26 protein-coding genes are annotated in these 25,537 nt (G+C 53.6%); 5 read left to right on the top strand and 21 right to left on the bottom strand.

Translation table 11 applies throughout. The annotated features are described in order from the left end of the window. Window positions 1-24 precede the first annotated feature (24 nt). From rbsK to AC0Z7K_RS08255, 8 genes are all read right to left on the bottom strand, one after another. Window positions 25-1,239 (bottom strand): ribokinase, encoded by a 1,215-nt coding sequence (gene rbsK / locus AC0Z7K_RS08290; RefSeq protein ID WP_413530675.1) that lies wholly within the window; start codon window positions 1,237-1,239, stop codon window positions 25-27. Between the two features lie 442 nt (window positions 1,240-1,681). After that, window positions 1,682-2,272, bottom strand: coding sequence for a GNAT family N-acetyltransferase (locus AC0Z7K_RS08285; RefSeq protein ID WP_485613840.1), 591 nt, complete (start codon window positions 2,270-2,272; stop codon window positions 1,682-1,684). A 157-nt stretch (window positions 2,273-2,429) separates the two neighbouring features. Continuing rightward, a complete protein-coding gene (locus tag AC0Z7K_RS08280; protein WP_413530677.1) occupies window positions 2,430-2,609 on the bottom strand; it encodes a hypothetical protein in 180 nt (59 codons plus the stop codon). Between the two features lie 318 nt (window positions 2,610-2,927). Then, window positions 2,928-3,515, bottom strand: a complete 588-nt coding sequence (locus AC0Z7K_RS08275; RefSeq protein WP_485613839.1) for a flavin reductase family protein — start codon at window positions 3,513-3,515, stop codon at window positions 2,928-2,930. A 56-nt stretch (window positions 3,516-3,571) separates the two neighbouring features. Further along, window positions 3,572-4,426, bottom strand: coding sequence for a metal ABC transporter permease (locus tag AC0Z7K_RS08270; protein ID WP_485613837.1), 855 nt, complete (start codon window positions 4,424-4,426; stop codon window positions 3,572-3,574). Continuing rightward, complete coding sequence (locus AC0Z7K_RS08265; protein ID WP_485613836.1) at window positions 4,423-5,280, bottom strand: metal ABC transporter permease; 858 nt, start codon at window positions 5,278-5,280, stop codon at window positions 4,423-4,425. Before AC0Z7K_RS08265 ends, AC0Z7K_RS08270 begins: the two co-directional genes overlap by 4 nt. Beyond that, window positions 5,277-6,077: a metal ABC transporter ATP-binding protein gene (locus tag AC0Z7K_RS08260; RefSeq protein WP_485613835.1), complete on the bottom strand. Its 801-nt coding sequence runs from the start codon at window positions 6,075-6,077 to the stop codon at window positions 5,277-5,279. The genes AC0Z7K_RS08265 and AC0Z7K_RS08260 overlap by 4 nt, the downstream gene beginning before the upstream one ends. Beyond that, window positions 6,074-7,015: a metal ABC transporter substrate-binding protein gene (locus tag AC0Z7K_RS08255; protein WP_485613834.1), complete on the bottom strand. Its 942-nt coding sequence runs from the start codon at window positions 7,013-7,015 to the stop codon at window positions 6,074-6,076. Before AC0Z7K_RS08255 ends, AC0Z7K_RS08260 begins: the two co-directional genes overlap by 4 nt. A 188-nt stretch (window positions 7,016-7,203) precedes the next feature. On the opposite strand from AC0Z7K_RS08255, the gene mntR reads away from it, so the two are divergent. Next, on the top strand, window positions 7,204-7,650 hold the full coding sequence (gene mntR, locus AC0Z7K_RS08250; protein ID WP_413530823.1) for a manganese-binding transcriptional regulator MntR: 447 nt from the start codon (window positions 7,204-7,206) through the stop codon (window positions 7,648-7,650). 252 nt (window positions 7,651-7,902) lie between these two features. Here mntR and AC0Z7K_RS08245 read toward each other — a convergent pair whose 3' ends face one another. The 4 genes from AC0Z7K_RS08245 to AC0Z7K_RS08230 all read right to left on the bottom strand — a co-directional run bounded on the left by AC0Z7K_RS08245 (window position 7,903) and on the right by AC0Z7K_RS08230 (window position 12,032). Next, on the bottom strand, window positions 7,903-8,721 hold the full coding sequence (locus tag AC0Z7K_RS08245; RefSeq protein ID WP_413530682.1) for a Cof-type HAD-IIB family hydrolase: 819 nt from the start codon (window positions 8,719-8,721) through the stop codon (window positions 7,903-7,905). A 103-nt stretch (window positions 8,722-8,824) separates the two neighbouring features. Continuing rightward, window positions 8,825-9,997, bottom strand: coding sequence for an MFS transporter (locus AC0Z7K_RS08240; RefSeq protein WP_485613833.1), 1,173 nt, complete (start codon window positions 9,995-9,997; stop codon window positions 8,825-8,827). A gap of 95 nt (window positions 9,998-10,092) precedes the next feature. Next, window positions 10,093-11,091 carry an ROK family protein gene (locus tag AC0Z7K_RS08235; protein WP_485613831.1) on the bottom strand — a complete coding sequence of 333 codons (999 nt, stop codon included), beginning with the start codon at window positions 11,089-11,091 and terminating at the stop codon, window positions 10,093-10,095. Between the two features lie 56 nt (window positions 11,092-11,147). Further along, window positions 11,148-12,032 carry a serine hydrolase domain-containing protein gene (locus AC0Z7K_RS08230; protein WP_485613829.1) on the bottom strand — a complete coding sequence of 295 codons (885 nt, stop codon included), beginning with the start codon at window positions 12,030-12,032 and terminating at the stop codon, window positions 11,148-11,150. A 151-nt stretch (window positions 12,033-12,183) separates the two neighbouring features. Between AC0Z7K_RS08230 and AC0Z7K_RS08225 the strand changes: the two genes are divergently transcribed. Continuing rightward, the gene (locus tag AC0Z7K_RS08225) at window positions 12,184-12,702 is read left to right on the top strand and encodes a hypothetical protein (protein WP_485613927.1); all 519 of its coding nucleotides are present in this window, start codon (window positions 12,184-12,186) and stop codon (window positions 12,700-12,702) included. Between the two features lie 73 nt (window positions 12,703-12,775). On the opposite strand, the gene AC0Z7K_RS08220 is transcribed toward AC0Z7K_RS08225, so the two are convergent. Together AC0Z7K_RS08220 and AC0Z7K_RS08215 are read right to left on the bottom strand one after the other, a co-directional pair. Then, window positions 12,776-13,330: a hypothetical protein gene (locus tag AC0Z7K_RS08220; protein ID WP_413530686.1), complete on the bottom strand. Its 555-nt coding sequence runs from the start codon at window positions 13,328-13,330 to the stop codon at window positions 12,776-12,778. Between the two features lie 82 nt (window positions 13,331-13,412). Then, the gene (locus AC0Z7K_RS08215) at window positions 13,413-13,754 is read right to left on the bottom strand and encodes a hypothetical protein (RefSeq protein ID WP_485613828.1); all 342 of its coding nucleotides are present in this window, start codon (window positions 13,752-13,754) and stop codon (window positions 13,413-13,415) included. Between the two features lie 87 nt (window positions 13,755-13,841). Between AC0Z7K_RS08215 and AC0Z7K_RS08210 the strand changes: the two genes are divergently transcribed. Both AC0Z7K_RS08210 and AC0Z7K_RS08205 read left to right on the top strand, forming a co-directional pair. Then, the gene (locus AC0Z7K_RS08210; protein WP_485613827.1) at window positions 13,842-14,132 is read left to right on the top strand and encodes a hypothetical protein; all 291 of its coding nucleotides are present in this window, start codon (window positions 13,842-13,844) and stop codon (window positions 14,130-14,132) included. A 346-nt stretch (window positions 14,133-14,478) separates the two neighbouring features. Beyond that, complete coding sequence (locus AC0Z7K_RS08205; protein ID WP_485613825.1) at window positions 14,479-16,335, top strand: M48 family metalloprotease; 1,857 nt, start codon at window positions 14,479-14,481, stop codon at window positions 16,333-16,335. Between the two features lie 63 nt (window positions 16,336-16,398). On the opposite strand, the gene AC0Z7K_RS08200 is transcribed toward AC0Z7K_RS08205, so the two are convergent. Beyond that, the gene (locus tag AC0Z7K_RS08200; protein ID WP_485613824.1) at window positions 16,399-16,779 is read right to left on the bottom strand and encodes a YebG family protein; all 381 of its coding nucleotides are present in this window, start codon (window positions 16,777-16,779) and stop codon (window positions 16,399-16,401) included. A gap of 116 nt (window positions 16,780-16,895) precedes the next feature. Between AC0Z7K_RS08200 and AC0Z7K_RS08195 the strand changes: the two genes are divergently transcribed. Then, complete coding sequence (locus AC0Z7K_RS08195) at window positions 16,896-17,348, top strand: GNAT family N-acetyltransferase (protein WP_485613823.1); 453 nt, start codon at window positions 16,896-16,898, stop codon at window positions 17,346-17,348. 71 nt (window positions 17,349-17,419) lie between these two features. Here AC0Z7K_RS08195 and AC0Z7K_RS08190 read toward each other — a convergent pair whose 3' ends face one another. The 6 genes from AC0Z7K_RS08190 to AC0Z7K_RS08165 form a co-directional block, all read right to left on the bottom strand. Then, window positions 17,420-19,090 carry a methyl-accepting chemotaxis protein gene (locus tag AC0Z7K_RS08190; RefSeq protein ID WP_485613822.1) on the bottom strand — a complete coding sequence of 557 codons (1,671 nt, stop codon included), beginning with the start codon at window positions 19,088-19,090 and terminating at the stop codon, window positions 17,420-17,422. A 315-nt stretch (window positions 19,091-19,405) separates the two neighbouring features. Next, entirely contained in the window at window positions 19,406-20,989 is a 1,584-nt protein-coding gene (locus tag AC0Z7K_RS08185; protein WP_485613820.1) for an ABC transporter ATP-binding protein, read from the bottom strand. Continuing rightward, window positions 20,986-21,801, bottom strand: coding sequence for an ABC transporter permease (locus AC0Z7K_RS08180; RefSeq protein WP_213052748.1), 816 nt, complete (start codon window positions 21,799-21,801; stop codon window positions 20,986-20,988). Before AC0Z7K_RS08180 ends, AC0Z7K_RS08185 begins: the two co-directional genes overlap by 4 nt. An 18-nt stretch (window positions 21,802-21,819) precedes the next feature. After that, window positions 21,820-22,758: an ABC transporter permease gene (locus tag AC0Z7K_RS08175; RefSeq protein WP_485613926.1), complete on the bottom strand. Its 939-nt coding sequence runs from the start codon at window positions 22,756-22,758 to the stop codon at window positions 21,820-21,822. A gap of 91 nt (window positions 22,759-22,849) precedes the next feature. Continuing rightward, window positions 22,850-24,391, bottom strand: coding sequence for an ABC transporter substrate-binding protein (locus AC0Z7K_RS08170; RefSeq protein WP_413530825.1), 1,542 nt, complete (start codon window positions 24,389-24,391; stop codon window positions 22,850-22,852). A 72-nt stretch (window positions 24,392-24,463) separates the two neighbouring features. After that, window positions 24,464-25,366 (bottom strand): homocysteine S-methyltransferase family protein, encoded by a 903-nt coding sequence (locus AC0Z7K_RS08165; RefSeq protein ID WP_485613819.1) that lies wholly within the window; start codon window positions 25,364-25,366, stop codon window positions 24,464-24,466. Window positions 25,367-25,537 lie beyond the last annotated feature (171 nt).

The raw sequence follows: 25,537 nt of genomic DNA, 5'->3' as shown, positions 1-25,537 counted from the left end.
GGAAACTCATCATGAACGCAATGCTTACCGCTGCGCCAAACGCGCCAGAACCTGCTCATGATCAGGCATGTTCGATGCGCCTTCGCGCTCTACCGCCAGAGATGCAAACGCAGAGGCATAGGTCGCTGCCTGAACCAGGGTTTGCCCATTAGCAATGCTCGAGGCCAGTGCCCCATTGAAAGCGTCGCCCGCCCCCGTGGTGTCAACACTCATCGCCGGGAAGGCCGGAATATACTGGAACTGATCGCCGTCGAGCAGCAACGCGCCGCGCGATCCCATTGTTATGATCACCCGTTTGGCGCCCTGGCTGACGATACGCCGGGCAGCCTCTTTGGCGCTGGCCAAGTCCTGCACTTCGATGCCAGACAGCTGCGAAGCCTCAGTTTCATTCGGGGTAATAAGATCGACGTATTCAAGACAATCAAGGGCATTGTTCGAAAATGGTGCCGGGTTGAGGATAACTTTTACCCCCAGCGCCTTTGCCAGTTTCATCGCACTTAACGTGGCGACAAAGTTGTTTTCCAGCTGCACCAGCAGCACGTCTGAATCTTCAAGCTCGGGTGTGATCGCAGCGACTTCATCTTCACTAATGGTGGTATTGGCACCGGAATAGATGGCAATCATGTTCTCGCCGTTTTCCTGCGAGACATAAATAATGGCGTTGCCGGTCGGCTCGGTATCCGACTGATAAAGGGTGAAAGAATGAATCTCCGAAGAGGTGAGATGATCGTAAGCAAACTGGCTGAACTGATCCTTGCCCACCTTGGAAACGAAGTGCACTTTAGCGCCAGCACGGCTGCCCGCTGTAGCCTGATTTGCACCTTTACCGCCGGGACCGAGCGTGCTCCCCACCGCCAGCAGCGATTCTCCTCCCTTAGGAAACCGTTCAACCTTCGCCACGATATCGACGTTAAAGGAACCCAGGATGCAAACCTTACCTTTCATAATCTTCCCTTTGTTCTGCTGTACAGCGTGTTTTCTCTTTTGAATCTGAAGCCGTTTTAGCAACACTTCAAATTTGTCGCCGGTGTCAGTAATAAGTTTCGACTGCAAGCTTCTGCGGCATACCCTCGCACCGCCGTGACAGCGCTGAATCAGTTTTTCAGCAGACAGGGCGTTCAGATCACTGCGAATGGTTTCTCTGGTCACGTTAAACAGGCAAGCTAATACCTCGACCTTCACCCGTTCGTGTTTATCCAAATACTCCAGAATTTGCTGCCGGCGCTCTTCAAGAAACATATTCACCCACCTTTTCTGAGTTAAGAATAAAGGCACTACGCTAACTAAAGAGTGATGGTGCTCATAGCTTGATTGTCAAAACGGAAGCAAACAAAAATGGCAACGTATGATTTCTGTAAGGGATGAATACTAAAATTCCTGTGATGAAGTTGACTGATGTTCATCTTAAGGGAAATAGGGTGTCATCATCCCTACATCAGCCAGGGATAATATGAAGGGGAGGAAAATGGAAAAGTCGGATAGATTAATGATCTCAGCAGTCACAAAAACAGAGGGACTGTGGTTGACTTGAATATTTGCTATTTTGTAATAATGATAAAGTCTCAATCTCTACCATTTACATAACTCATGCTAAAACAATATGGGTCACGCCTGACTGGCGAAAACGCATCGCATTAACGTTGTTTTACATTATTCCAAAGCGCCATGACCCTGCTCATTTTCAAGAACTACTTTTCAAAGAGCTACGCCCGACATAAAACGCCAGCACCTTCTGCGGTTCAAACGAAAAAATCACATATCCACGCCCGTTCAGTTCGAATTCACCGGCTTCAGTCATCGGATAATGACGGTGGATAAGCAAGGATTTGTGGTTTTCTTTATCGACAAACGCCACGCCGAGGGTGAATTCGTCTTTCAACGCATGGCAGATGTGCAACAGCAGTTTGGTCAGCAATCCCTGTCCGCGAAAATCCCTGCGCACGCTCACCGGGCCATAGAGGAAAATCTGATCGGCAGCGGCGGCACCGCTACTGAGTACTGCATTGTAAGCGGCCTGCGCTGCCCCATGTTTTGCCAGACTGCCGGGAATCGTCATTGCCACACCGGAAATGACAGGCTGCCCTTCGCGTTCCTCACGGCTGACAAACACGCCGCTGCCGGACTGAAACGTCGCCAGCATGTCGGTGTCCATCGCGCCCTGGGTAAACCCTTCTTCTTCGCGCTGCTGCGCCGTCAGGTTATCGCCTTTGGATTCACTGAGAATGCTGAGGATGGAGGGGATGTCATTGTGGTCTGATTTCGTGATTTGCATTTCGACGCATCGCCTTTATCGGAGTTGATGAGACGTTATTATGGCAAAAATCTGAAAATCTGGGGGTGAAGGTAAGTAAATCAGAGGGGAACGTGGTCACGCAGCCTGCTCTGCGTGTGGAAACAACAGGCCGCGATCTTCGGTAAGGTCGTTAACGTTACGCTTTGTGCACTGAAACAATTTCTTTGATGAAGGTGAAGTTAGAATTGCCGTGATCAGTTTTGATCGTCGGATAAATTCTTTCCCCTTTCTTCACAAAGCCAGTGACTTCGTGGGTTGAGCCGTTCTTGAGGGTAAAGCTGTCGCCAATGCTCATCGAACTTTCTACTTCGCTCATAACAATCCTTAACTCTTCTTACATGGAACTTCAAAAAACCAGGGTACTTCTAAACAGGTCGTTCAAAAAACCTGTTGCCGATCGATGGTAGGCCTTTATGGAGCAGGTAGCCAGAAAGGTTTCATTCTTCGTGTTTTACACCATGTCGCAATGTTCCTGCGCCGGGGAGTTGCAGGTATGAATGCGGCGGTAGCGCCAGAAACAGCAGGAAAACTCTCGGATTCAGGCCACTGATGCCTATCCCTCTGATAAGCCTGCGTCCCCGTCGTTGCCCCTTGCGTCTTCGAGCGGCGTTAATCAACGCCGCAGAGAAAAGAATTATTTCAGGTCAGTATCGGCATTCAGCGGTTCGCCGGTGGCGTAGAACTGGCCGCCCGCGATGTAGTGCAGGCTGCGCAGGGACGGGTCAGCATCTTCGAAATGCCAGTGCCCGTCTTTGAACACGCGCGTATCGGCCCAGGCGCCGACAATCTCGCCGATGAATAGATCATGCGCCTGCTGATTGTGCGGCTCAGGGATCAGCTTACAGGCCAGCCACGCGGTGCAGCCTGCGACGAACGGTAAGTCGCCCTGACCTTCCATGCGGAACAGCTCCGTGCCGCACTTCGCCAGTTTATCGGCATCGTCACGCAACGTGCGGTTGCCGAGATCGTAGGTCATTTGCAGCTGCGCCACGGTGGGGACCTGAATCACAAAGACTCCGCTCTGCTCGATAAGCTCGCGGGTTCTGGCGATTTTATCCAGCACCACAGTCAGTTTTGCGGGTTTGAAATCCAGCCCGCACACCCACGAAGCGGACATCACGTTGTCCACGCCAGCATGATGGGCAGAAACCAGCGCGGTTGTGCCGTGGTTAATCAGCCGGTAGGCTTTTTCCAGCTCAACGGGAGCAAATTGTTCGGTCATTAGCGTTTCTCAGAAGTGAGTCTGGCGTACAGAATCGCAAAACTCTGCTCTCAACACTAAGCATTCGGTGCGGCCTGACACGGTTTAACGGATTTGCGCAGCAGATGGACGGTCAGCGCCAGCAGGAAAATCGCCGCCTGAATCAGCACGATGGTCGGACCGGTTGCGGCATCAATATAAAAGCTGATAAAGGTGCCGGTAACGGCGGCGGTCAGTGATGCCGTCACGGATACCGCGATCATCTTCGGCAGCGTTTTACACAACAGAAAGGCGGTAATACCGGGTGTAATCAGCATCGCTACCACCAGCACCACGCCTACCGCCTGCAGTGCAGCGACGATGGTCAGTGCCAGCAGACACAGCAGCGCGTAGTGGTAGAAACGCACCGGCAGGCCGATGACCTTCGCCTGCACAGGGTCGAAGCAAAACAGCATCAGGTCTTTGAATTTGATGACGATAGCCAGTGTCACCACAGCGGCAATGATCAGTGTTTGCAGCATTTCGCTGTCAGTCACTCCGAGCACGTTGCCAAACATAATGTGGCTCAGATGCTGCTCGGTATTCACCCGCGAGAACAGCACCAGCCCGGCGGCGAACATACCGGAGAACACAATGCCCATGACAGAATCTTCTTTTACCCGACAATGCTCTTTGATGAAACCGGTGGCCACCGCGCAGAACAAGCCTGAACCGAATGCACCGATGACCAGCGGGATCCCCGCCAGATATGCCAGTACCACACCGGGCAGTACCGCGTGAGAGATAGCATCGCCCATCAGCGACCAGCCTTTGAGCACCAGAAAACAGGAGAAAATCGCGCAGACGATGCTGGTGGCGGCAGCGGTCAGCAGCGCCCGTTGCATAAAGTCGAAGCTCATCGGCTCCATCAGGACATCCATCCAGCTCATCATGCGCGACTCCCTGCCCGTTTAATGCGCAAATGATTCACCAGCCAGCCGTGTTTCGGCGCAAACAGAAACGCCAGCAGGAAGACGGTGGTTTGCAGGCAGACGATCACACCGCCGGTTGCGCCATCAAGGTAATAACTCAGCCAGGCACCGGCCGCGCTGGTTACCGCGCCGATAATTACCGAGATAATCAGCAGATGGGAGAACCGGTCCGAGAGCAGATAGGCGGTGGCACCGGGGGTGATCACCATCGCGATAACCAAAATCGCGCCGACTGTCTGTAACGCCGCCACGCTGCATGCGCTGAAGATAGTGAAGAAGATAACTTTTAACCACAGCGGCGACAGGCCCACCGAGCGTGCGTGCGCTTCATCAAAAAATACCGCCAGCAGGTCGCGCCAGATGACACACAGCACCAGCAGGGAAAGGCCGACAATGATTTGCACCTGCAAAATATCGGCGTCGTCGATGCCTAAAATATTGCCGAACAGAATCGACTGAACGTTAACCGACGTCGGATTGAGCGACACCAGTAACAAACCGAGGGCGAAGAAGGTGGAGAACACGAAGCCGATGATCGCGTCTTCGCGCAACTTAGTAAAATGGCGCAGCAGTGTCATGGAGAGCGCCGCCAGAATGCCGGTGCCGAATGCGCCGATCGCATACGGGAAACCCAACGCATACGCCCCCGCTACGCCCGGAACGACGGAATGCGACAACGCATCGCCCATCAGTGACCAGCCTTTGAGCATCAGATACGCCGATAAAAACGCACACACCGCGCCAACACCCGCACTGACCCATATCGCTTTCACCATATAGTTGTAGTGAAACGGCTCCAGCAAAAGGTCGATCATTTCACCCGCCTTACCGGCGAAACGGTTTCAGGCATGGCCTCTTTGCCGACCAGATAGCTGATGTTGCGTAGCGCGCCGCCAAAGGTGTTTTCGAGATTCTGATGAGTGAACGTGGTCTCGAGCGGACCGGCGGCGATCACCGTCCGGTTGATCAGCACCACGCGATCGCAGAAATCCGGCACGCTGGCGATGTTGTGCGTGGAGACCAGAATCAGATGGCCTTCTTCGCGCAGCTGGCGCAACAGTTCGATAATGGCGTTTTCAGTTTTGATATCGACGCCGGTGAACGGCTCGTCAAGCAGCATGACGCGCCCCTGCTGGGCCAGCGCGCGCGCCAGAAACACCCGCTTTTTCTGGCCGCCGGAAAGCTCGCCAATCTGACGCTGTGCCAGTTCAGTCAGGCCGACACGCGCCAGCGCCGACACCACCTGTTTTTTATCCTCTTGCGAAGGAATACGCAAAAACGACATTTTGCCGTAACGTCCCATCATCACAACATCCCGCACCAGCACCGGGAAATTCCAGTCCACTTCCTCAGACTGCGGCACGTAGGCGATCAGGTTTTGCTTCAGCGCTTTGGCGACGTTGAGGCCGTCGAGCGTCACGCTGCCGTGCGTCGGCCGGATAATTCCCATGATGGTTTTGAACAGGGTGGATTTGCCGCTGCCGTTGACGCCGAGCAGCGCGCAAATCGAGCCGCCACGAAGGCGAAACGACGCCTCTTCAATGGCAGTGTGACCGTTGTTGTAAGTCACCGAAATGTTGTCAACGTCAAGATGCAGCGCGGTGTCACTCATTGGCCAAATCCTTCTGCGATGGTGCCCACCGTCACTTTCAGCAAATCAATGTACGTCGGCACCGGGCCGTCGGCGGTGGAGAGTGAATCAACGTACAGAACGCCGCCGTATTTCGCGCCGGTTTCCTTGCTGACCTGTTTCGCCGGTTTATCCGAAATGGTGCTTTCACTGAACACCACCGGAATATTTTTCTGACGCACCAGATCGATGAGCTTTTTCACCTGCTGCGGCGTGCCCTGCTCTTCGGCGTTGATCGGCCACAGATAGGCTTCTTTCAAATCATAATCTTTCGCCAGATAGCTGAACGCGCCTTCGCTGGTCACTAACCAGCGTTGCTGTGCCGGAATGTTAGAAAGGCGTTCACGCAGCGGGGCATCAAGTTGAGTGATTTTTTCGGCGTAGGTTTTGGCGTTACGGTCATAGGTCGCGGCGTTTTGCGGATCGTATTTCACCAGCGCGGCGCGGATATTTTCGACGTACACCAGCGCATTTTTTGCTGACATCCACGCGTGTGGATTCGGGTTGCCGAGATACGGCCCTTCCTGGATTGGCAGCGGCGCAATGCCGTGGGTGACGGTCACGGAAGGCACGTTTTTGATATTGGCGAAGAAGCGCCCGAACCAGCGTTCAAGGTTAAAACCGTTCCACAGGATCAGATCGGCGGACTGCGTTTTGACGATGTCCCGCGGCGTCGGCTGGTAATCATGGATTTCCGCGCCGGGCTTGGTGATCGACTCAACGGTGGCGGCATCACCGGCGACGTTCTGTGCGATGTCCTGGATCACCGTGAAGGTCGTCACCACTTTGAACTTTTTTTTGTCTTTTTCCGCCGCCGTTGCGTTGCCGGTGATCAGCGCGACGATCATGCCAATCAGCATGAGGCGCAAACGAAACGGTGAGTGGCTGAGGTGTTTCGCGATGTTATGTCCATTTCCCATGAATTTTCTCCTGTCACTCGGTGCGTCAGTCGGCGGTTTATTATTCAGGTATAGCATAGGCTATACTCCATAGCCAAGGCAAAGTTTGCAGAAATTGGTAGATATGTGGAGTTGGTTTACAATGCGGTTCGTTGTCGCGGCTTAGCGGCGACGGTAAGAAACCGTTGAGCAAGAAAGAGGCAGGCGTTGTGAAAGAGAAAAAATTAAATCCGTTGCTGGATGTTGAAGAACACGCTCAGGGTTTTTTACAGGTGCGCGAGGCGCATCGTCGGGAATTAATGGATGATTACGTGGAGCTGATTTCGGATCTAATCCACGAATTTGGTGAGGCTCGTCAGGTAGATTTGGCCGCGCGCTTAGGCGTTTCTCAGCCGACCGTGGCGAAAACCCTGAAACGGCTGGCGAATGCCGGGCTGGTCCACCAGCTCCCCTATCGCGGCACGTTTCTGACGCCGGAAGGCGAGAAACTGGCGGCGGAAAACCGCGAGCGTCATAACGTGGTTGAAGCGTTTTTCATTGCTCTGGGTATCAGTGCAGAAACCGCCCGTCTTGACGCCGAGGGCGTTGAACATCACGTCAGCGATGAAACGCTGGAAGCCTTCCGCCGCTTTACCGCGCAAAAACAGGCCCAGTAATCCCCCTGCGGCACTCTTTGCCGGATTAAGCCCGCGCGTCTCAGGCGGCGTTGAGTCAGTCCGCCATGCTGCCAACGCCAGTGACATCCGTTAGATTACAGTTCCACCAGATTATTATCCGCCGCAGCCGGGCAGGAATATCGCCCCCAGGCTTTCGTGCCAGAATAATAACGTTTCAGCCATAAGGCTGTTTCTTCAAAAAACAAAAGGCTGCCCAATGTGGCAGCCTTTTCAATTTAACAGCGTCAGGTTTCAGGCCTGATCGAATGGCGCACGGCCATTTAGCCAGTCATCAATCACCTTCATTACGCCCTCTTCGCGGTTGGACGGCGCACGGTACTTCGCAGCCGCTTTCGCAGGCTCTGACGCATTTTCCATCGCGAAACCGTAACCGGCGTAGCTCAGCATTTCCAGATCGTTTCCGCTGTCGCCGAAGGTCATCACTTCTTCGTCGCGGATGTCATAACGTTGTTGGATCTTCTTCAGGCCGTTGGCTTTGTGATTACCGGTAATAATGAGATCGATTGAACCGTGGCCGCTGGTGACCGGCGCAACGATGTTACCAAGCTGCGCGGTGATTTCGCCCATCAGCGGATAAACGTCGTCTTCCACGTAGCTCAGTGCGAATTTAAAGATGGTGTCATCAATGTGGGCGTAGGTCGGGATTTTATTCAGGCGGTGATAATAGTGGCGCATACGCTTGATGAACTCTTCATCGGTGCCCTCAAGCACATACGCCCCTTTTCTGCCGCACACCACAGTGTTGATGCCGGGCGTGCGACCAATCCACTGCAAAACGCCGGTGACCTGTTCCCGCTCCAGTTTTGCGCAGTACAGCTCTTGTTTTTTATCGACCACGTACGCGCCGCCTTCGGCAACGTAGGCAATCTGATCGTCGAGTTCATCGAAAAAAGATTTCAGCTGGTAATACTGGTTGCCGCTGGCGACAACAAATTTGATGCGGCGGCGCAGTAATTCCTGATACTGCTCGCTAAAACGTGCCTGATTATATTCACTATATTCATTCAGGAACGTGCCATCCATGTCGACGGCGATAAGTTTTACGGCCATTGCAGCTCCTACAGAGGTCAGATTTTAAGAAGTGATAATCGGAAAAAGGCTGGCGGTTTTCTTCACGCCAGCGCTTCAGTGTGACTCAGTTAATCGAAAACCATTAATATTTTAATTTATAGGCGCCGAAGGTAATGATGAGGAAAGCTGCGGCGACGCCTGAGAAAGCCACGTACAGGCTGGAAAGGTGGGCGATAAAACCGATCAGTGCCGGGCCGCCAAGTACGCCGAGATAACCCAGCGTCGCGACCATCGCGACCGACATATTCACTGGCATCACTTTTTCCTGCCCGGCCAGCGTGATCAGTACCGGTACGATGTTTGCCGCGCCAATACCCACCAGTGCAAACCCGCATAGCGGCAGGATCCAGCCTGGCAGCAACACGACCATCAGATAACCGGCGATACCGAGAAGACCACCGACCACCAGTACGCGTTTGCGCCCCAGCGCACTGACAATTGCATCGCCGGTCATGCGCATCAGCGACATTGCGATGGCAAACACAGCAAAGCCCCATCCAGCATGTTCCAGCGCCAGACCACGCTCACGCGTCAGGAACACCCCGCCCCAGTCGAGCACCGCGCCTTCGGCCATAAAACAGATCATCGCCATGACCGCCATCAACACCAGACGGAAGTTTGGCCGTGGTTTAGCCTTCCCTGCTACATGCTCTTCTTCATGCGCACCAAACGGCAGCAGCCCACGGAAAGACCAGGCAGTGACAAGGATCACCAGCGCGATGGCGTAAAATGTACTGCCGAGCGGCGTTACGCCCGCACTCAGCAGCAACGAACCGCCGCCCGCACCGGCGATACAGCCCACGCTCCACAAGCAGTGGAAACCAGACATCAGAGGCTTGTCCGCCGCCTGCTCCACCAGCGTCCCCTGCACATTCACCGCCACATCCGCCAGACCAATGCCCATGCCAAAGATAAACAGGCTCAGCGCCAGCAGCCAGATATCGCTGAACGTTGCCAGCAGCGGCAGCATCAGGCAATACAGCACGACAGAGGCGATGATCACCCCACGGCAACCAAACCGGCCGATAAGCTTGCCGGAACCCAGCATGGAAAGCAGTGAACCCGCACCGAGACACAGTAATAGCAGGCCGAGATCCCCTGCTTCAGAATGCGTGCGCAGTTGCGCATAAGGCACGAGCGCCGCCCACAATCCCATCGCCATGCCGGTAACAAAAAAGATTGCCCGTGTGGCAACACGTTTAACCGGGCTCCCGACGTGCGCTGTGGTATTGGGTAGTTCAGATGACAGTGACAATAGTGTTTCCCCGCTGGCCTGATGAGTTTTTAAAAGTCTTTTAATAAGTGCTGAGTATATTGGCGGCAAAGAAAGAAAGTCAATGCATGCGCCGGTCAGACACTGAAAGCGACGTGACGATTGTAGTTGTTCAATGTGAGTTCAGTGATGCCTTGCAGGTAATCCTGACGCATTGACGGCCGGTAAACCAGTTCAGGCATATGCTGCGCGGGGATATGAAGATGGCAGCGTTCGAGCAGATCGTGGATCAACGCTTCGCTGATTTTCGGCCCTGAAAGCGCGATAGTGGCCGGGTTAACGATCGCGGCGAGCGAGACGATGACTTTGGCCAGTTCGTCTGCCACCGGTAGCTTATCCATATCCGTAAAAGGCAGATTAGAGACCTCGCCGGCAAACTGGCTCGCGCCCTGCAAAACCTGCCCGTTGATCACTATTCCACAACCGAGACAGGGCACTTCCGGCTTGAAGATGTACGCCACTGGCGCGGTGACCTCCATGCAGCTGCTGCGATAAAATCCGTACGCGGTGTAGTTCATGTCGTTATCCGCCTGTACGTATATCCCGAACCGCTCCCGCACCTGTTGCTCCACCGGCACACCGGCAAAAACGCTGATATCGCAGGTCGCGACGGTGCCTTTAACAACCACACCCGGCAGCCCGATCCCGGATGCTTTGATGTTCGGAAACTCCCTCAGAATACGTTGGATAAGCTGATAAAATGTCTCCAGCTGAAGCGGAATAAAACGCTCTTCGCCCTGCGCCAGACAGCCTCCGGTCGCCGAATTTACCGTCCAGATAATCTGCGCCGCAGCGTCACTGCCCTGCGCGTAAAGACTCAGCACCGAGAAGTAATCCGGATTGTAGGCATACCGCTGCGCGGGCCGTCCGCCACGTGAGACTTCGCGTTCCAGCGCCAGCACTTCGCTATTGCTACTCAGTTCATTCAGCACCGTGCCGCAGGTGGCAATACTAAGCCCGGTTGCGACCGCGAGCTCCGCTTTCGTCGCCGACCCCAGTGATTTCAAGGCATGGGTGACCAGCACCACATTATTGATTTTCATTTCACGGGTTGTACGGTTTAACGGAGTGATCATGGTGCCTCGGAGGGAACGTAAATAAGGGTAGCTAATTTAGCATAAAGTGGCGGAATTCATCTCTCCCCGGCGAGCCTGACAGCTTCAGTTTCAGGAACGCCTTCATGTGAACCGGCGGTGAAGCATGCCACGGTCAGCGAGTCTTTCACATCAGGAAAATGATAGACCGCGTTGACGCAGGAAGGCCCGCCGCCCGAATGGCCGATCGCGCGACCCGCCTGCGCCATTGCACCCATCATCAGCCCGATGCCATAACCGCAATCCGTCCACGGCCGCCCATCAATCGCTCCGCCGAGCGGATAGCGCACCTGCATTTGGGCAAGTGTCTTCGCACCGACAAGCCTTCCTGAGAACAGACCCTGCAAAAGTTTTGCAGCGTCCGGCACGTTACCCGTCAGACATCCGTGATACACCCAGCCCGGATGATAATGTCCGGCTGCGTCGCAATGAAGATGTGAGAAATGCTCAGGCGTCGTCGCCAGCGCGATGCTCTTCAGCCCAAGCGGCTGGCAAATTATCTCATCTGTCAGACGTGAGAAGCTCAAACCCGATGCGGCCTCAATATGCTCGCGCGCCAGCATGTAACCCACATTGGAATATGCCCAGCCTTCTCCCGGATTGAACAATTGCCCCCTGGCCATCACCGCACTAAGCAACTCATCCCGTGACCAGGGCGCTTCACCCGCAGCGACGGCATCGTGATAGGATTTCAGGATTCCATAATCCGGCAATCCTGAAGTGTGCGCCAGCAGTTGGCGAAGCGTAAAAGGTTCGCCAGTCAGCGTTGAGTCCAGGTTTAGTACACCGCTCTCACTCAATTTGAGTGCACAAATCGCGATCGCCGTTTTGGTAAAGCTCCAGTAGGGAAAAAGTGCAGATTCACTTCCCTGTCCCCACTCCTCGCCGGAAGCCGAAATACAGTAACTGTGAAAGGTGGTCATGAGTGGATCTCCTTAACAGGATAATTTTTGTCTTCATTGCGGAGTGATTTTGGACAAATTTCCATCATCTCTTAAAATAGTAAATGTGAACTTTTTGCGCCTATCAACGCTGCCCGGCGTTGTGCGCGTCGAATCAAAGAGATTATTCGACATGCTAAAAAAACTTAACCAGGTTTTATGCTTATTTTTACTGGTCGCAACCATCGGTATTCACGCGGGAGAAATCAATTTATATTCGTTTAACACTGGCTCGTTCGTCTACCATCTGACCGGTAACTACGGGCAATACAACGAATTCTTCGATAATAAATTCATGTCTGTCGAGCGAAAATTCTCTGAGGATTCCAAATATAGCGCTCTGCTGGGCACGATGGACAATAGCTTTGGCGATCGCTGTATTGCAATGGGATTAAGAAGAGACTGGGCCTCCGGGGATTCGGGATGGGTTTTCAAAGGCATCTACGGCTACACGGGCGAATTCTTTTTTAATGCATTCAAAGACTGCGGTGATCACGGTTCGTATAACGATTTCAAGAAAGTCACCGGTATTGGTTTCTCACCTTATATCTATCACGCGATACAGTACAACTTCACCGATTACTTTGGGGTGGAGAGCGGGATCATCATCCCTTCTGTTTTCGTCATCAGCGTACAGTGGAGCTTTAGATAAACCTGTTTACGCAAAAGCCCCTGCGGCATTGACCTCCACAGGGGCTTTCTTATGACATCGATATCACAGTAACTTATTTACCAAGAATGTTATTCACGGCAGCGGTGTGGCCTGCTTTGTCTTTCGCGCCAGAGATCACCTGAATTACGGTGAACTTTTTCTCGCCGGCAGCCAGTAAGGTAGCCTGCAGAACATCTTTACCATCCATCTTATCAGTGGCTTCGATGTGGTCGACTTCCAGCCCTTTGACGTTTTCCATCTTTTCGCTGGTCACGGTGTAGCTTGGTGAAGCCTGCTTCTGTTTATCCTTAATAGTTTTCATACCCTCAAGGAAATCAGCATCGCTGGCGGCGCGGGCAACCAGCGGAATGTCATCTTCGCCAATCAGCAGAACGCGTTTTTCCTGCTTGCTGACGTACATTTTACCCGGACCACCGCCCGGCACAGGCTGCACTTCATAACCCGTCAGGTTGAACACCTGTTTGCCGTTGAGCAACGTCACAGTTTGGGTCGTGGCTGCGGCTGCCGGTGCTTTCACTTCCGCAGCGGTAGCCAGCGTGGCTGCGCCGCCAAGTGCCGTCAGCAGGCACAATGAACCCATTAGATTGATTGATTTTCTTAACTTCATGTAGAACTCCCTTCTTCCTGTAAAAATTCTCTGTATTGATGACCCTGCAATAGTGCGCGGAGTATCCATAATATAGAGAGGGTTATTTCATCAGATCACGAATACATATTCCCGAGCCGACTAAAAACAAAACAAGTGGCCAATACCGTACCGGGATAAAAAAGAATTTATGCGTTCTTTCCGGTTCAAACATCGGCTGACTGTCGGTCATCTTTGCCACGTAGGCCAGGAGCTTTTCCTGCTTGATCGCATAGACAAAAATGCAGCACAGAATAGATGCCAGTATAAATGTAGCCCCAGTTGCCCATAAATGCGCAGAAAAATAACCTTCCTGCCAAATGATATCGACAATCCATTTTAAAAATACGTAGGCAATCGAAATCAACACGGCGATAAAAAACCCTACTCCGCTCCACACTATCATGGCTGATATCCTTGAGTTTCAAATCGAATAATGCATAATCTCTTTCAAAATTAGCGTATTTTTTCGATGATGGCGAGGAATTCTTGCATGCTGATATATCGCGGCGCCGGTATTATGACCCTTTTACTGCCAATTGTTACTGTACTATTGTTAATGTGGTTATGGCCCGATCCGGGTGTAAAAAAGGGTGATGTGTCATTAATGCAGTTCCTGTTGGGCGTAGGTATTGGCGCAGCCATAAACACGGCTATGGGATTGATACTCAATAGAAAAAATCATGATGATAGTGTGCTTCATCACTTCTTTTATATTCCCATGCAGTGGCCTTCACTCGCTTTAGTGCTGGTTTGCAGCATTATTGGTTTTATAAAGCACTGAATATTTATGGCCAGCGGACATAATGGTTATCCTCTTCGTTTCCGGCACCGAATCATTCTGATGAATAAAACTTAACTCAAATTACCCTCGCCGTTTCTGAAAAATTGCAGACTGCAACCGCAATACATCATATTCACAAGGTAAATAATCCGAAAAATAAATAATAGCTTGTCGCGACGGGTAAAATATCGTCTTATAGCAACGTTTCACAATTCATTAAGTGAATATAGCTGATGCACGCCAGAGAAGGATCTCGAGCATTTCCCCTTATGCCGTAAATCTTTCTTTCGGTATTGCCTGATATAAGCAGCTTGTCCCTCCAACAGACAGTTAGCGAGTTTCTATTTTGAATAAATTAACGGCATTGAAAAAAGGTTATGCAAAGGTATTCTTCTGGCTTCTGATCACGCTATTTTTGATCCCCGCCATCACGCTGATATTTGCTGAATACGGCAGTAATCAGCTTAATCAGCAATATACTCAGATCTTTATTGATGACGCCCGCGGGCAAAATCAGGACGTCGGTAAACTGACGGATTTCCTGCAACAAAATCCGCCTTCCAGCGTTTGCGGCCCCGTGTCGGAAGATCTGCTCGATTATAAAAATGCGGTGTGCGCCGAGAAGTCCGAACTGTGGCAATTCTACATGATGGACAAAGTGTCATTCTGGACGCTGATCGCCAGCGCTGTTGTGCTGCTGATGGTGTTGCTGTTCAGTGCCCTCGCTTTCAGGAATCGCCAGGGACAACTGCTGAGCCTGATGCTGGCCCGTCATTTCCTGATGCTGGCCAGTGCGCTGGAAGTGTTAGTGCAAGGTGCGATGCTGGTCTGGCTCTCGTTCTGGGGCACGGCTTTCTTCACGCAAACCTACTATCCGAAACTGGTGATGGCGGTCGGCCTGCTGGTGCTGGCCGGGATGTTCTACATGATCAAAGGCATCTTTAAAAAGCTGCCGCGCGAAGAGGGTATTGAAGGTGAGGTCGTGACGCGGGACGCCGCGCCCGCGCTATGGGCACGTATTGATACGCTGGCGGCCAAAGTCGGCACCACACCGCCTGACCATATCATTGCCGGCATTGACACTAACTTCTATGTGACTGAAGCGCCGCTGTCCGTCAACGGGCATCCACTGAGTGGCCGCAAGTTGTACGTCAGTATTCCCCTGTTGCGCCAGCTTACTACCGCACAGGCAGACGGCGTGATGGTGCATGAGCTGACACATCTGCATGAAGGTGATACCGCATCAGGCGCGCTGCTCGGGCCGAAGCTGCACCGTTTTGATATGTATACGCACCTGATGGGTCAGAACGTCGCGACGCTTATCGTCTTTTATCCTCTGTGCCTGTACCGCATGTTGTTCGAACTGGCATGGCAGCGAAACAGCCGTGAACGTGAGTTCATCGCCGACCACAGCGCAGCGACGCACACCACGCCTGCCGCGATTATTGAATCACTGATTAAAATATCAGCCTATGCCAGCTATCGCAGCGAAGTTGAACGCACCCTGTTCGATAACAAAACCCTGCATGAGAACGAGTTGGGGATCAGCAAAGCGATAGCCGCAGGCCTGCCGCAACACGTCAGCTCGCCAGACTTTATCAGCCTGATGCGCGAGCAGGATGTACCGCACCCGTTTGACTCCCACCCGCCGCTGACGGAAAGAATGCGCAACGTCGGTTACCACGTGGAAGAGTTGGGCTATGCGGCGATTGCCGCTGAACCCCCTGCTGAAAGCTGGGTGGATCTTATGCCGGTTGCCGAACAGATTGAGCAGCAGCTGTGGCAGAAGTATGAGCGTGACTTCTCATCGGTACATGAGGAAAGTCTGGCATGGCGTTATCAGCCTGAAGGTGAAGAAGAGACGGCGCTGGTACTGAAACATTTCCCGCCAGTGGCCTTTACGCTGAAAAATGGTTCTCAAATCGAGATCAACTATCAGGGCGTCGTGAAGCCAGATACGGGGGAATTACTGGAGTGGGATAACGTGAAGAACATCAATGTGATCCGCCAGTTCGGTACTGAAGTACTGTATCTGCAACACGTCCAGCCGAATGCGCAGGGGAAAAAGCGCAGTGAGATCCGTCTGCCAGGTCTGAAAAAGGAAATTGAAGGGTTTAAAAATACGCTGGGCTACTACTGGCATCGTCACCAGACGGTGCGTGCGTTACAGCAAGAGGAAGAGGCTGCCGCTGCGCAAGGCTAAAATCCGGTAACGAAAAGCCCCGCTGAACGCCTTGTGAAATGCGTTCAGCGGGGCTCTATTTCATCAGGCCGCTTTAACCGCGCGAACCTTCTTAGTTTTTACAGCGTCTTCGGCGTGTTCTGCATGTTCTGCAACTTCCGCGTCTTCAACGTGTGTCTCTTGTGCTGTCTGAGCGTCGGCCTTTACGTCGGCAGGTGCAGTTTCTGCTTCCGGCAGTTTGCTGGTGCGCAGGATGTGCTGAACGGTATCTTTCTGCTCGGCAAGGTGCAGCGCAATATTTTCCGCCAGAACCTCATCGATCTCAATTTCGCTCTGTAACAGCCAGTCAGTAAAAGTATCCGCCATGTCGAGCATTTTGTCGTAGGCGTCCGCTTCTTTCTTATTGGCAAATGTCATTTTTTCTTCACCTTTTCTGACGACAACAAATTTTGTTTCAACAGCCATGATTCTCACTCCTTATACTGTAATTATATACAGTATATCAACAATGGATGACGTTGACATCATACATTTAAATTTTTACGTTAGTATTTTAACGGGCTCATTATACGGTGATATCAATGAAAGATGTGCAATGCTGGACGAAAGACGGGTACCTCATCACCACTGACGTTGAAAAGATGGATATTTCAGCCATTCAGCATTATCTGACCCGTTCAACCTGGGCGGCAGGTATTGATGAACAGACCGTGCGCGATGCCATCGACAACAGCCTGAATTTCGGGTTGTTCGACGAAGATAAGCAGATTGGATTCGCCAGATTTATCACCGATTACGCCACCTTTGCCTACCTGTGCGATGTGTATGTTCTGGAGAATTATCAGGGCAAAAATCTGGGGGGATGGTTGGTGGAGTGCTGTCAGTCACACCCGGTTACCGCGCGATTACGTCGCATGATGCTCTTTACCACCACTGCGCCATGGCTTTACAAGAAGTTTGGCTATGAGCCGGTCAATACGCCGGATTACGCGTGGGCGATCGCCCGTCCTGACATCTATCTCAACAAACAATAGGTTCTGTATTTCTGACGCCCGAACCACAGGCGTCAGAATTTCACCTTTTACCAGAAAACGTCTCCCGGACTTTAGAACGTCTCCCAGTTTCCTTCGTCACTTTTGTTCGCCGGTGAAAGCGCACGGCCAGACGACAGTACAGGTCTTTTCAGCGGCGATGGCTGACGTACAGCGGTATTAACCGCCGCAGCGCTGACTTTAAAGATGCTGATCGACTCCGCCAGACGCTCGGCCTGCTCGTTCAGCGAGTACGCCGCCGACGAGGCTTCCTGCACCAGCGCGGCATTCTGCTGCGTCACTTCATCCATCTGTGTGATGGCTTTGTTGATCTCTTCGATTCCGGTGCTTTGCTCATGGCTGGCGATTGAAATCTCGCCGACGATATCCGTCACGTTCTTCACGCTGGACACCACTTCTGCCATGGTGGCACCGGCTTTAGCGACCAGTTGCGTGCCGTTATCGACTTTCGATACCGAATCGTCGATCAGTACTTTGATTTCTTTCGCCGCAGAAGCAGAGCGTTGCGCCAGATTGCGCACTTCCGAAGCTACAACCGCAAAACCGCGCCCCTGCTCACCGGCACGGGCAGCTTCTACCGCCGCATTCAGCGCCAAAATATTGGTCTGGAAGGCGATGCCGTCAATCACAGAAATGATATCGACAATTTTGCGTGAAGAAACGTTGATTCCCTCCATAGTGCTGACCACCTGCCCGACCACTTCGCCCCCTTCGACGGCCACGCGTGATGCCCGGGCCGCCAGCTGATTAGCCTGACGCGCGTTATCAGCGTTCTGTTTTACGGTGGCGGTCATCTGTTCCATCGCCGAGGCGGTTTCTTCCAGCGAGCTGGCCTGCTGCTCGGTGCGTGAGGATAAATCCAGATTCCCGGCGGCGATCTGGCTGGACGCGCTGCTGATAGCCTGCGTGCCTGAACGGACCTCAGTCACAATGCGCAGCAGGTTTTCATTCATATTTTTCAGCCCCTGCATAAGCTGGCCTGTTTCGTCAGAAGAGTTCACACGGATGTCCGTAGTCAGGTCCCCGGCGGCCACGCTTTCAGCCACCTGTACGGCGGTGCCCAGCGGACGGATGATCGAGCGGGTCAGGAAATAACCCAGGATCATGGCCAGCAGCACGGCAATCACCGAGAAGATCAGCGTCAGCTGAATCGCCGTTTGACCATCAGCGACGGCTTTTTTCCCTTCGGCCTGCAACTGCGAATCCTGAGAATCAGCAAAAGCGGTGGCCAGCCCCAGATAGGCATTCTGTGAGGTAGTCAGTTTACGCAGCACATATTCGGTGGCGCCTTCCATATCACCGGCGCGGGCCAGACCAATCAACTGTTCCTTTCCGGCTTCAAAAGCATCACTGGCATCCTGCAACGCTTTAATTTTTTGTTTTCCGGTTGGCGTGGACTGAATCGCGGCAATTTTATCCATCGCCAGATTGGTTTTTTTGATGGTGTCATCAAGTTGCAAATAACGTTTCTTATTTTGCTCGGTGTTTTTCGTATCAATAACGATTCCGCGCAAAAACTTTATTTGATCATTCACGCCGTCACGGACATCAAATGCCAGCCGGACTTTTACATAACGATCGTTGATAATTTGTTCGATACTGCTGTTAATGCTGCTTATTTTGATAACGGCAGTGGCACTGACGATGATGAGAAGCAGGATGATGAGGCCGAATGCGGCACCCAAGCGGCTGCCCACCCGCATATTGTTGATCAGTTTAAACATGTTATTTCCCTTATTTCCGGGCCAATAAAAAACAAATACAATGAAAATAATTCAATATATTGATGATTACATAGCGGGACTACTTTCTAATGATTATTTAATTCACATGAGTTATCGGTATCAATAAGGGGAACTTTAGCCGGGATATTTAAGGGAAAGTGTAAAGAGAGGTGAATGAATTTATAACGTTACTGAACAAAGTAACGTTATAAACAGAGATTACGTTTCAGGGCAGCCGGTGAGCAGAAATACCGACGCCACCAGCGCCGGGAGGGTGAAACAGTGCACGTTACGCAACATCATTCTGCCTTGTGATCAGGCAGTCAGGGTTTCTTCCAGCCAGCCGACGCGCATTTCTGGCACCGAACGCAGCAGTTCGCGGGTGTAATCATCCAGCGGTTCAACCAGTGTAGAAACGACCGGCCCCTGACGCACAATCCTGCCCGCTTTCAGTACCGCCACTTCGTCCGCAATTTCGCGCACGACCTGCAAGTCATGGGTAATAAACAGATAGGAAATACCGGTGTCCTGCTGGATTTTACGCAGCAGCGCCAGCACGTCGCGGGCGACCAGCGGATCGAGCGCAGACGTCGGTTCATCACACACAATCAGTTTCGGCTGCGCCGCCAGCGCCCGTGCAATACAGACGCGCTGCTTCTGACCACCGGAAAGCGCAGAGGGAAAACGCTGCGCCAGTTCAGCATGCAGTCCGACCTGCGCCAGCAATTCCCTGACGCGGGTGTCGCGCTGGCTGCGGTGGAGATCGGAAAAGCAGGACAGCACGCGGGCGATCTGGCTGCCGACCCGTTCTTTCGGATTCAGTGCGGTATCCGGGATCTGATGGATCAGCTGCACGTCGCGCAGTTGCGCACGGCTGCGCTGCCGCAAACTGGCCGGCAGTGTTTGATTTTCCAGACTCACTTCTCCGGATTCCGGGCTGAGTAGCCCGCAAATCACTTTACCGAGCGTCGATTTCCCCGAGCCGGATTCGCCGATCACCGCCAGCGTGCGGCCGCGCGGCAGGCTCAGCGAGACGTTCTGCAAAACAGGCTGAGCGTGATAACGGGCGCTGATGTTATCGATAAACAGCGCAACCGGTGCCTCGCCGGTTTGCGGCATTTTTTCTTCGCCCTGTGCATGTAAAAGGCGGCGGGTGTAATCCTGCTGCGGTTGTGTCAGAAGCTGTTCTACCGGCGCCTGTTCCACGGTTTTACCCTGCTGCAATACCATAATGTGATTGCTGATTTGCGCGACAACCGCCAGATCGTGACTGATATAAATCGCCGCCACGCCGGAAATGCGGATCACATCGCTGATGGCTTTCAGTACGCCGAGCTGTGTGGTGACATCCAGCGCAGTGGTCGGCTCATCGAAAATCAGCAGTTCCGGCCCTGCGCACAGCGCCATGGCGATCATCGCGCGCTGTAACTGCCCACCGGAAACCTGATGCGGATAACGTTGATAAAACTGTTGCGGCTGCGGCAAACCGAGCAGTCCGAACAGTTCGATGGCCTTTGCCTGCGCCTGCTGGCGGTCATACACCTTGTGCTTAAGCGCCGCTTCAATCACCTGTTCACCCAAGGTGATCGCCGGATTAAAGGCTGCGCCAGCGGACTGCGCCACATAGGCAATATGCCGTCCGCGCACCTGCCGCAAGCGGCGGTCAGACAGCGTAGTCAGCTCCTGCCCGTTGAACAGAATACTGCCGGATTCAATGCGCATCCCCTGACGGCAATGCCCGAGGATCGCCAGCCCGATGGTGGATTTCCCCGCACCGGATTCACCAATCAGCCCCAGCACTTCACCGCGTTTGACGGTGAAAGAGACATTATCGACTAACGTGCGCGGGTTTTTACCGGCGGAAACAACAGACAGTTTTGTTACGGTTAACAGACTCATCCTTTTCTCCCCCACACGCGGGTGGTACCGCTCATCAGCCAGTCCGCCACGGCGTTCACCGCCAGCGCCAGCACGGCAATCGCGCCGCCGGGAACCAGTGCCGCCCAGACGCCAAACAAAATGCCGTCCTTGTTATCACGCGCCAGCCCGCCCCAGTCGGCGGTCGGTGGCTGAATGCCTAATCCGAGGAAAGACAGCGCCGAAAGGAACAGCAGAATAAAGATAAAGCGCAGGCCGAATTCGGCGATCAGCGTCTGTAGCGCGTTAGGTAAAATCACATGCCAGAGGATCCACCCGAGGCTTTCGCCGCGCAGGCGTGCCACATCGACAAACTCCATCACGCCGATATCCACCGCCAGCGATCGTGCCACGCGCAGCACGCGGGTCGATTCCAGCAGACCCAGCACCAGCGTCAGCACCGGAATCGTTTTCGGCAGCACAGCGAGGACGATCAGCGCCAGAATCAGCGTCGGAATGGCCATCACGATGTCGTTACAGCGAGAAATGACCTGATCCAGCCAGCCACCGCGCAGACCGGCGATAAACCCCAGCGTGCAACCGACCGCAAACGCCACCAGCGCCGCAAGCGCGGTGACGCCGAGCGAGACGCGCGTCCCCCAGATCAGCCTTGAGAGCAGGTCGCGACCGAGATTATCGGTGCCCAAAATGGCGTTTGGCCCCGGTAAATCCCAGGACATACCAAGTGTTTGATCCGGCGCGTGCGGTGCCAGCCACGGCGCAAAAATCGCGATAAGAATAAAGAGACTCAGCACCAGCAGACCGAGTATCGAGGAAGGTTTTAAAGCAGGCATTGCAGCAATTCCTAAAAGTCAGCGGTTGTGGCGTAAACGCGGATTGGCGACCAGCGCCATCACATCTGCCAGCAAATTCAGCAGGATATAAATCCCGGCCAGCAACAGCGCGCAGTCCTGCATCACCGGAATATCGCGTTTGCTGATACTGTCGACCATGTATTGCCCGAGCCCCGGATACACAAAGACATTCTCGACAATCACCACACCGACCATCAGATAGGCCAGATTGATCGCCACGACGTTGATAATCGGGCCGATGGCGTTCGGCAGTACGTGACGCCAGAGAATGCGCGACGGCGCAAGCCCTTTCAGCAGCGCGGTATCTACGTAGGCTGAGCTTTGCGCGGCAATCAGCGCGGCGCGGGTCATGTTGCTCATGTGTCCGAGAATCGCCAGCACCAGCGTGGCGCACGGCAGGGAAATCGCCGAGAGTTTGGCAGCCAGCGGCATGTATGCCGTGATGCTGCTGTTGCTCGGCGCCCACGCCAGCGTGATAGCAAAAATCAGGATCAGCAGATAGCCGGAGAAAAATTCCGGCAGCGCCACGGTAGCGCGGGTGACGGCGTTGAGCAGCGTATCTACCCAGCTGCCGTGATAACGCACGGAGATAAAGCCGATTAAAAGCGCCAGCGGAACGGCGATGGCGGCGGTGCATCCGGCCAGAAACAGCGTGTTACCCAGGCGGGTAAACAACGGGCCGCTGATGGCTTCACGGGTGGAAAAACTGGTGCCAAAATCGCCATGCAGAATGCCAAACAGCCAGCTCAGATAACGGCTGACCGCCGGTTTATCCAGCCCGAGTTGCAGGTTCAGCTCGCGGATAGCATCAGGCGTGGCGCTTTGACCGAGGATCGCCGTCGCGGCATTTCCCGGTAACAATTGCACTCCGGCGAAAATGAGCACGGAGACCGCCAGCACGATCAGCACGCCGTAAAACAGGCGCACCAGCACCATGCCGAAAAGCGACGAATGGAGGCGCGAAAAACGGCCCGCAGGCCGTTGAGTTGTATTTGGTGAGGACAAATCAGACATTATTTTACCCGGCTCAGCCTTCGATCCAGACTTTCTCTGCCGCGCGGTTACCACTGAGCGGCATTCCCGGAACGGAGGTGAACCCTTTGATTTTTGACGAACAGCCGTCGAGCGCATCGGCGTAAAGCGGAATGATTTCACTGCCCTGATCGACCAGCATCACCTGAATATCATGGTAAATCTGCTTACGGCGGGTTTCGTCCGGCTCACCGCGCGCGGCTTTCACCATCGCATCAAAGGCCGGAACGTGCCAGGCGGACTCATTCCACGAAGACTGGCTGGTGAACACTAAAGAGAGCAGCGCATCGGCGGTCGGACGGTTTGCCCAGTTTGATGACACAAAGGCTTTCTTCTGCCAGATGTCATTCCAGAACGCATCGTCCGGCACGCGCACGACGTTAAGGTTGATCCCGGCTTTAGCGGCAGATTGCTGATAAAGCTGACCGGCATCAACCGCGCCCGGAAAACCGGCGTCGGCGACGTTTAGCGTCAGCGGGCCACTGAAGCCAGATTTCTTCCAGTGGAACTGCGCTTTTTCAGGGTCATACGGACGCTGCGGAATATCTTTGGCGAAGTAACGGTTTGACGGGAAGATTGGATTGTCATTTGCCACGCTGGCGTAACCGCCAAGCACAGTATCAATAATTTGCTGGCGGTCGATGGCGTATTTCAGCGCCAGACGGCCATCGATATTATCGAACGGTGCCAGATTCGACAGCCCAGGGAAGGTATAAATCATGCTGTCTTTGGCACGCACCAGCTTCAGATTTGGCATACGTTCTATACGGCTGACAATGCGCGGGTTCACGCGGTTAATGAGCTGCGCGGAGCCGCTGACCAGCGCCGCAACGCGTGCGGTGGAATCGTTCATCGCCAGCGTTTCGACCGAATCCACGTGGCCGCGTTCGCTGTTCCAGTAATTTGGATTGCGTTTGGTCAGCGTGGTCACGCCCGGCTGGAATTTTTCCAGAATGAACGCCCCGGTGCCGATGCCTTTGTCGAAACTTTCGTTTTCGGCGGTGATCGCAAAATGCACGGCACTCAGCAACCAGACAAATTCGACGTCCGGTGCGGTCAGTTTAATGGTGACTTCATGTTCGCCGGTCGCTTCAATCGAGCTGGCGGTTTCCAGATAGCCTTTCACCGGCGACGTGGATTTCTCGCCACGGTGGTGATTCAGGGAATACACCACGTCTTTTGCGCCGAGCGAACGGCCATCGTGGAACTGCACACCCTGACGGATTTTCAGCACCCAGGTTTTACTGCCATCGGTCGATGCCCAGGATTCGGCCAGCGAAGGCGCAAGTTTGGCGCTCTCGTCGATTTCTACCAGATTGTTGAACAGCTGCGAGCCAACAAAGTACATGTAGGTTTCGAACCAGAACGCCGGATCCAGACGGTCGGTGCTGGAGGCATTATCGACGCCCACCACTAAGTGACCGCCCTTCTTTGGTTTTTCCACTTCGGCGGCAAAGGCTTTGCCCAGCCAGGTGGAACTGGTGGCGGCTGCAATGGAAAGTGCCCCCGCACTTTTAATAAACGAACGACGATCGATCATGTTTTATCCCCTGTCACTGAGGGCATCCGCCCTCAAGCTCTGATTCAATAATTTTTATTTTTGATGATGCTAATTGCTGAACGCATGTTTCAGTGCCGCAATGTGTTCCGGCCCGATACCGCAGCAGCCGCCCACCAGCGTCGCGCCCTGCGCCACCCAGTCCTGGGCGAAATCCAGATAACCCGCAGGATCCGTATCCTGACGCAATTTGCTCAGCCCTTCGTTGGCACCGCGTTGGTTGTCTGAAGGCTCGAAGGCGTTGGCGTACACGCCGATATCCAGCGAGGAATTTTCTGCGTTGAGCGCAGCGCGTGCGGCCTGCACCGCAGCAGCCATGACTTCCGGGCGGCTACAGTTGAATAAAATTGCGCTGGCGGATAGGCGCAATACCGCCGCAACCGCCTCTTCGATAGATTCACCGGAACGCAGATGCGCCCGGCCCTGTTCATCCAGCTGGTCCTGCAAGGTAAACGAGAACCACAGCGGACGCGGGTCATCGCCCAGCACATCACGCACGGCTTCCACTTCGGCCACCGAACTCTGGGTTTCTGCCAGCCAGATATCCACGCTGTCGGTCAGATTATCCACCAGCACATTGAGTAATTTTTTCGCGGCTACCGGCTCGAACAGATCCGGGCGGTAAGAGCCCAGCACCGGAGGAAGAGAACCGGCCACTTTTACCGGCGTCTGCGCAGCATCGGCGGCTTCACGCGCCAGCTTGCCAGAAAGCGCAATCAGCGCCGCACCCTGCGCAGCAAATACCGCGTCGCTGATATGAAAAGGCACCACGGCGTAGCTATTGGTAGTAATCACCTGAGAACCGGCGGCAATAAAGGCATCGTGCGCGGCGCGGACAAAATGCGGAGCTTCAATCAGCGCCAGCGCCGACCACTCAGGCTGACGAAACGGTGCGCCCATGCGGGCCAGTTCGCGACCCATGCCGCCATCGAGGATTTGAATGTTATTGATCATTGTGTCGTCACCTGGTGTTTTTCGTAAGCGAATCAACGTCCGCTTCGGCGTTTCCCGAAAGTTGGCTCCACTCTACAAAACGAACGTTTAGATGTCTAGATTTCTTAATGGCTAAACTATGCGAAATTCATTGGTTGTGTTTATTGGTTGCGATAAACATATAAATAAACG

This window comes from Rahnella sp. 1L-D-7-B-C2 (assembly GCF_057290995.1).
This window is presented reverse-complemented; position numbering and strand designations above follow the sequence as displayed.

What these genes read in the sequence shown, in the direction of transcription:
- rbsK (WP_413530675.1), bottom strand. Translation starts at nt 1,239, where the DNA reads ATGTTTCTTGAAGAGCGCCGGCAGCAAATTCTGGAGTATTTGGATAAA.
- AC0Z7K_RS08285 (WP_485613840.1), bottom strand. Translation starts at nt 2,272, where the DNA reads ATGCAAATCACGAAATCAGACCACAATGACATCCCCTCCATCCTCAGC.
- AC0Z7K_RS08280 (WP_413530677.1), bottom strand. Translation starts at nt 2,609, where the DNA reads ATGAGCGAAGTAGAAAGTTCGATGAGCATTGGCGACAGCTTTACCCTC.
- AC0Z7K_RS08275 (WP_485613839.1), bottom strand. Translation starts at nt 3,515, where the DNA reads ATGACCGAACAATTTGCTCCCGTTGAGCTGGAAAAAGCCTACCGGCTG.
- AC0Z7K_RS08270 (WP_485613837.1), bottom strand. Translation starts at nt 4,426, where the DNA reads ATGATGAGCTGGATGGATGTCCTGATGGAGCCGATGAGCTTCGACTTT.
- AC0Z7K_RS08265 (WP_485613836.1), bottom strand. Translation starts at nt 5,280, where the DNA reads ATGATCGACCTTTTGCTGGAGCCGTTTCACTACAACTATATGGTGAAA.
- AC0Z7K_RS08260 (WP_485613835.1), bottom strand. Translation starts at nt 6,077, where the DNA reads ATGAGTGACACCGCGCTGCATCTTGACGTTGACAACATTTCGGTGACT.
- AC0Z7K_RS08255 (WP_485613834.1), bottom strand. Translation starts at nt 7,015, where the DNA reads ATGGGAAATGGACATAACATCGCGAAACACCTCAGCCACTCACCGTTT.
- AC0Z7K_RS08245 (WP_413530682.1), bottom strand. Translation starts at nt 8,721, where the DNA reads ATGGCCGTAAAACTTATCGCCGTCGACATGGATGGCACGTTCCTGAAT.
- AC0Z7K_RS08235 (WP_485613831.1), bottom strand. Translation starts at nt 11,091, where the DNA reads ATGATCACTCCGTTAAACCGTACAACCCGTGAAATGAAAATCAATAAT.
- AC0Z7K_RS08230 (WP_485613829.1), bottom strand. Translation starts at nt 12,032, where the DNA reads ATGACCACCTTTCACAGTTACTGTATTTCGGCTTCCGGCGAGGAGTGG.
- AC0Z7K_RS08225 (WP_485613927.1), top strand. Translation starts at nt 12,184, where the DNA reads ATGCTAAAAAAACTTAACCAGGTTTTATGCTTATTTTTACTGGTCGCA.
- AC0Z7K_RS08220 (WP_413530686.1), bottom strand. Translation starts at nt 13,330, where the DNA reads ATGAAGTTAAGAAAATCAATCAATCTAATGGGTTCATTGTGCCTGCTG.
- AC0Z7K_RS08215 (WP_485613828.1), bottom strand. Translation starts at nt 13,754, where the DNA reads ATGATAGTGTGGAGCGGAGTAGGGTTTTTTATCGCCGTGTTGATTTCG.
- AC0Z7K_RS08210 (WP_485613827.1), top strand. Translation starts at nt 13,842, where the DNA reads ATGCTGATATATCGCGGCGCCGGTATTATGACCCTTTTACTGCCAATT.
- AC0Z7K_RS08200 (WP_485613824.1), bottom strand. Translation starts at nt 16,779, where the DNA reads ATGGCTGTTGAAACAAAATTTGTTGTCGTCAGAAAAGGTGAAGAAAAA.
- AC0Z7K_RS08195 (WP_485613823.1), top strand. Translation starts at nt 16,896, where the DNA reads ATGAAAGATGTGCAATGCTGGACGAAAGACGGGTACCTCATCACCACT.
- AC0Z7K_RS08190 (WP_485613822.1), bottom strand. Translation starts at nt 19,090, where the DNA reads ATGTTTAAACTGATCAACAATATGCGGGTGGGCAGCCGCTTGGGTGCC.
- AC0Z7K_RS08185 (WP_485613820.1), bottom strand. Translation starts at nt 20,989, where the DNA reads ATGAGTCTGTTAACCGTAACAAAACTGTCTGTTGTTTCCGCCGGTAAA.
- AC0Z7K_RS08180 (WP_213052748.1), bottom strand. Translation starts at nt 21,801, where the DNA reads ATGCCTGCTTTAAAACCTTCCTCGATACTCGGTCTGCTGGTGCTGAGT.
- AC0Z7K_RS08175 (WP_485613926.1), bottom strand. Translation starts at nt 22,758, where the DNA reads ATGGTGCTGGTGCGCCTGTTTTACGGCGTGCTGATCGTGCTGGCGGTC.
- AC0Z7K_RS08165 (WP_485613819.1), bottom strand. Translation starts at nt 25,366, where the DNA reads ATGATCAATAACATTCAAATCCTCGATGGCGGCATGGGTCGCGAACTG.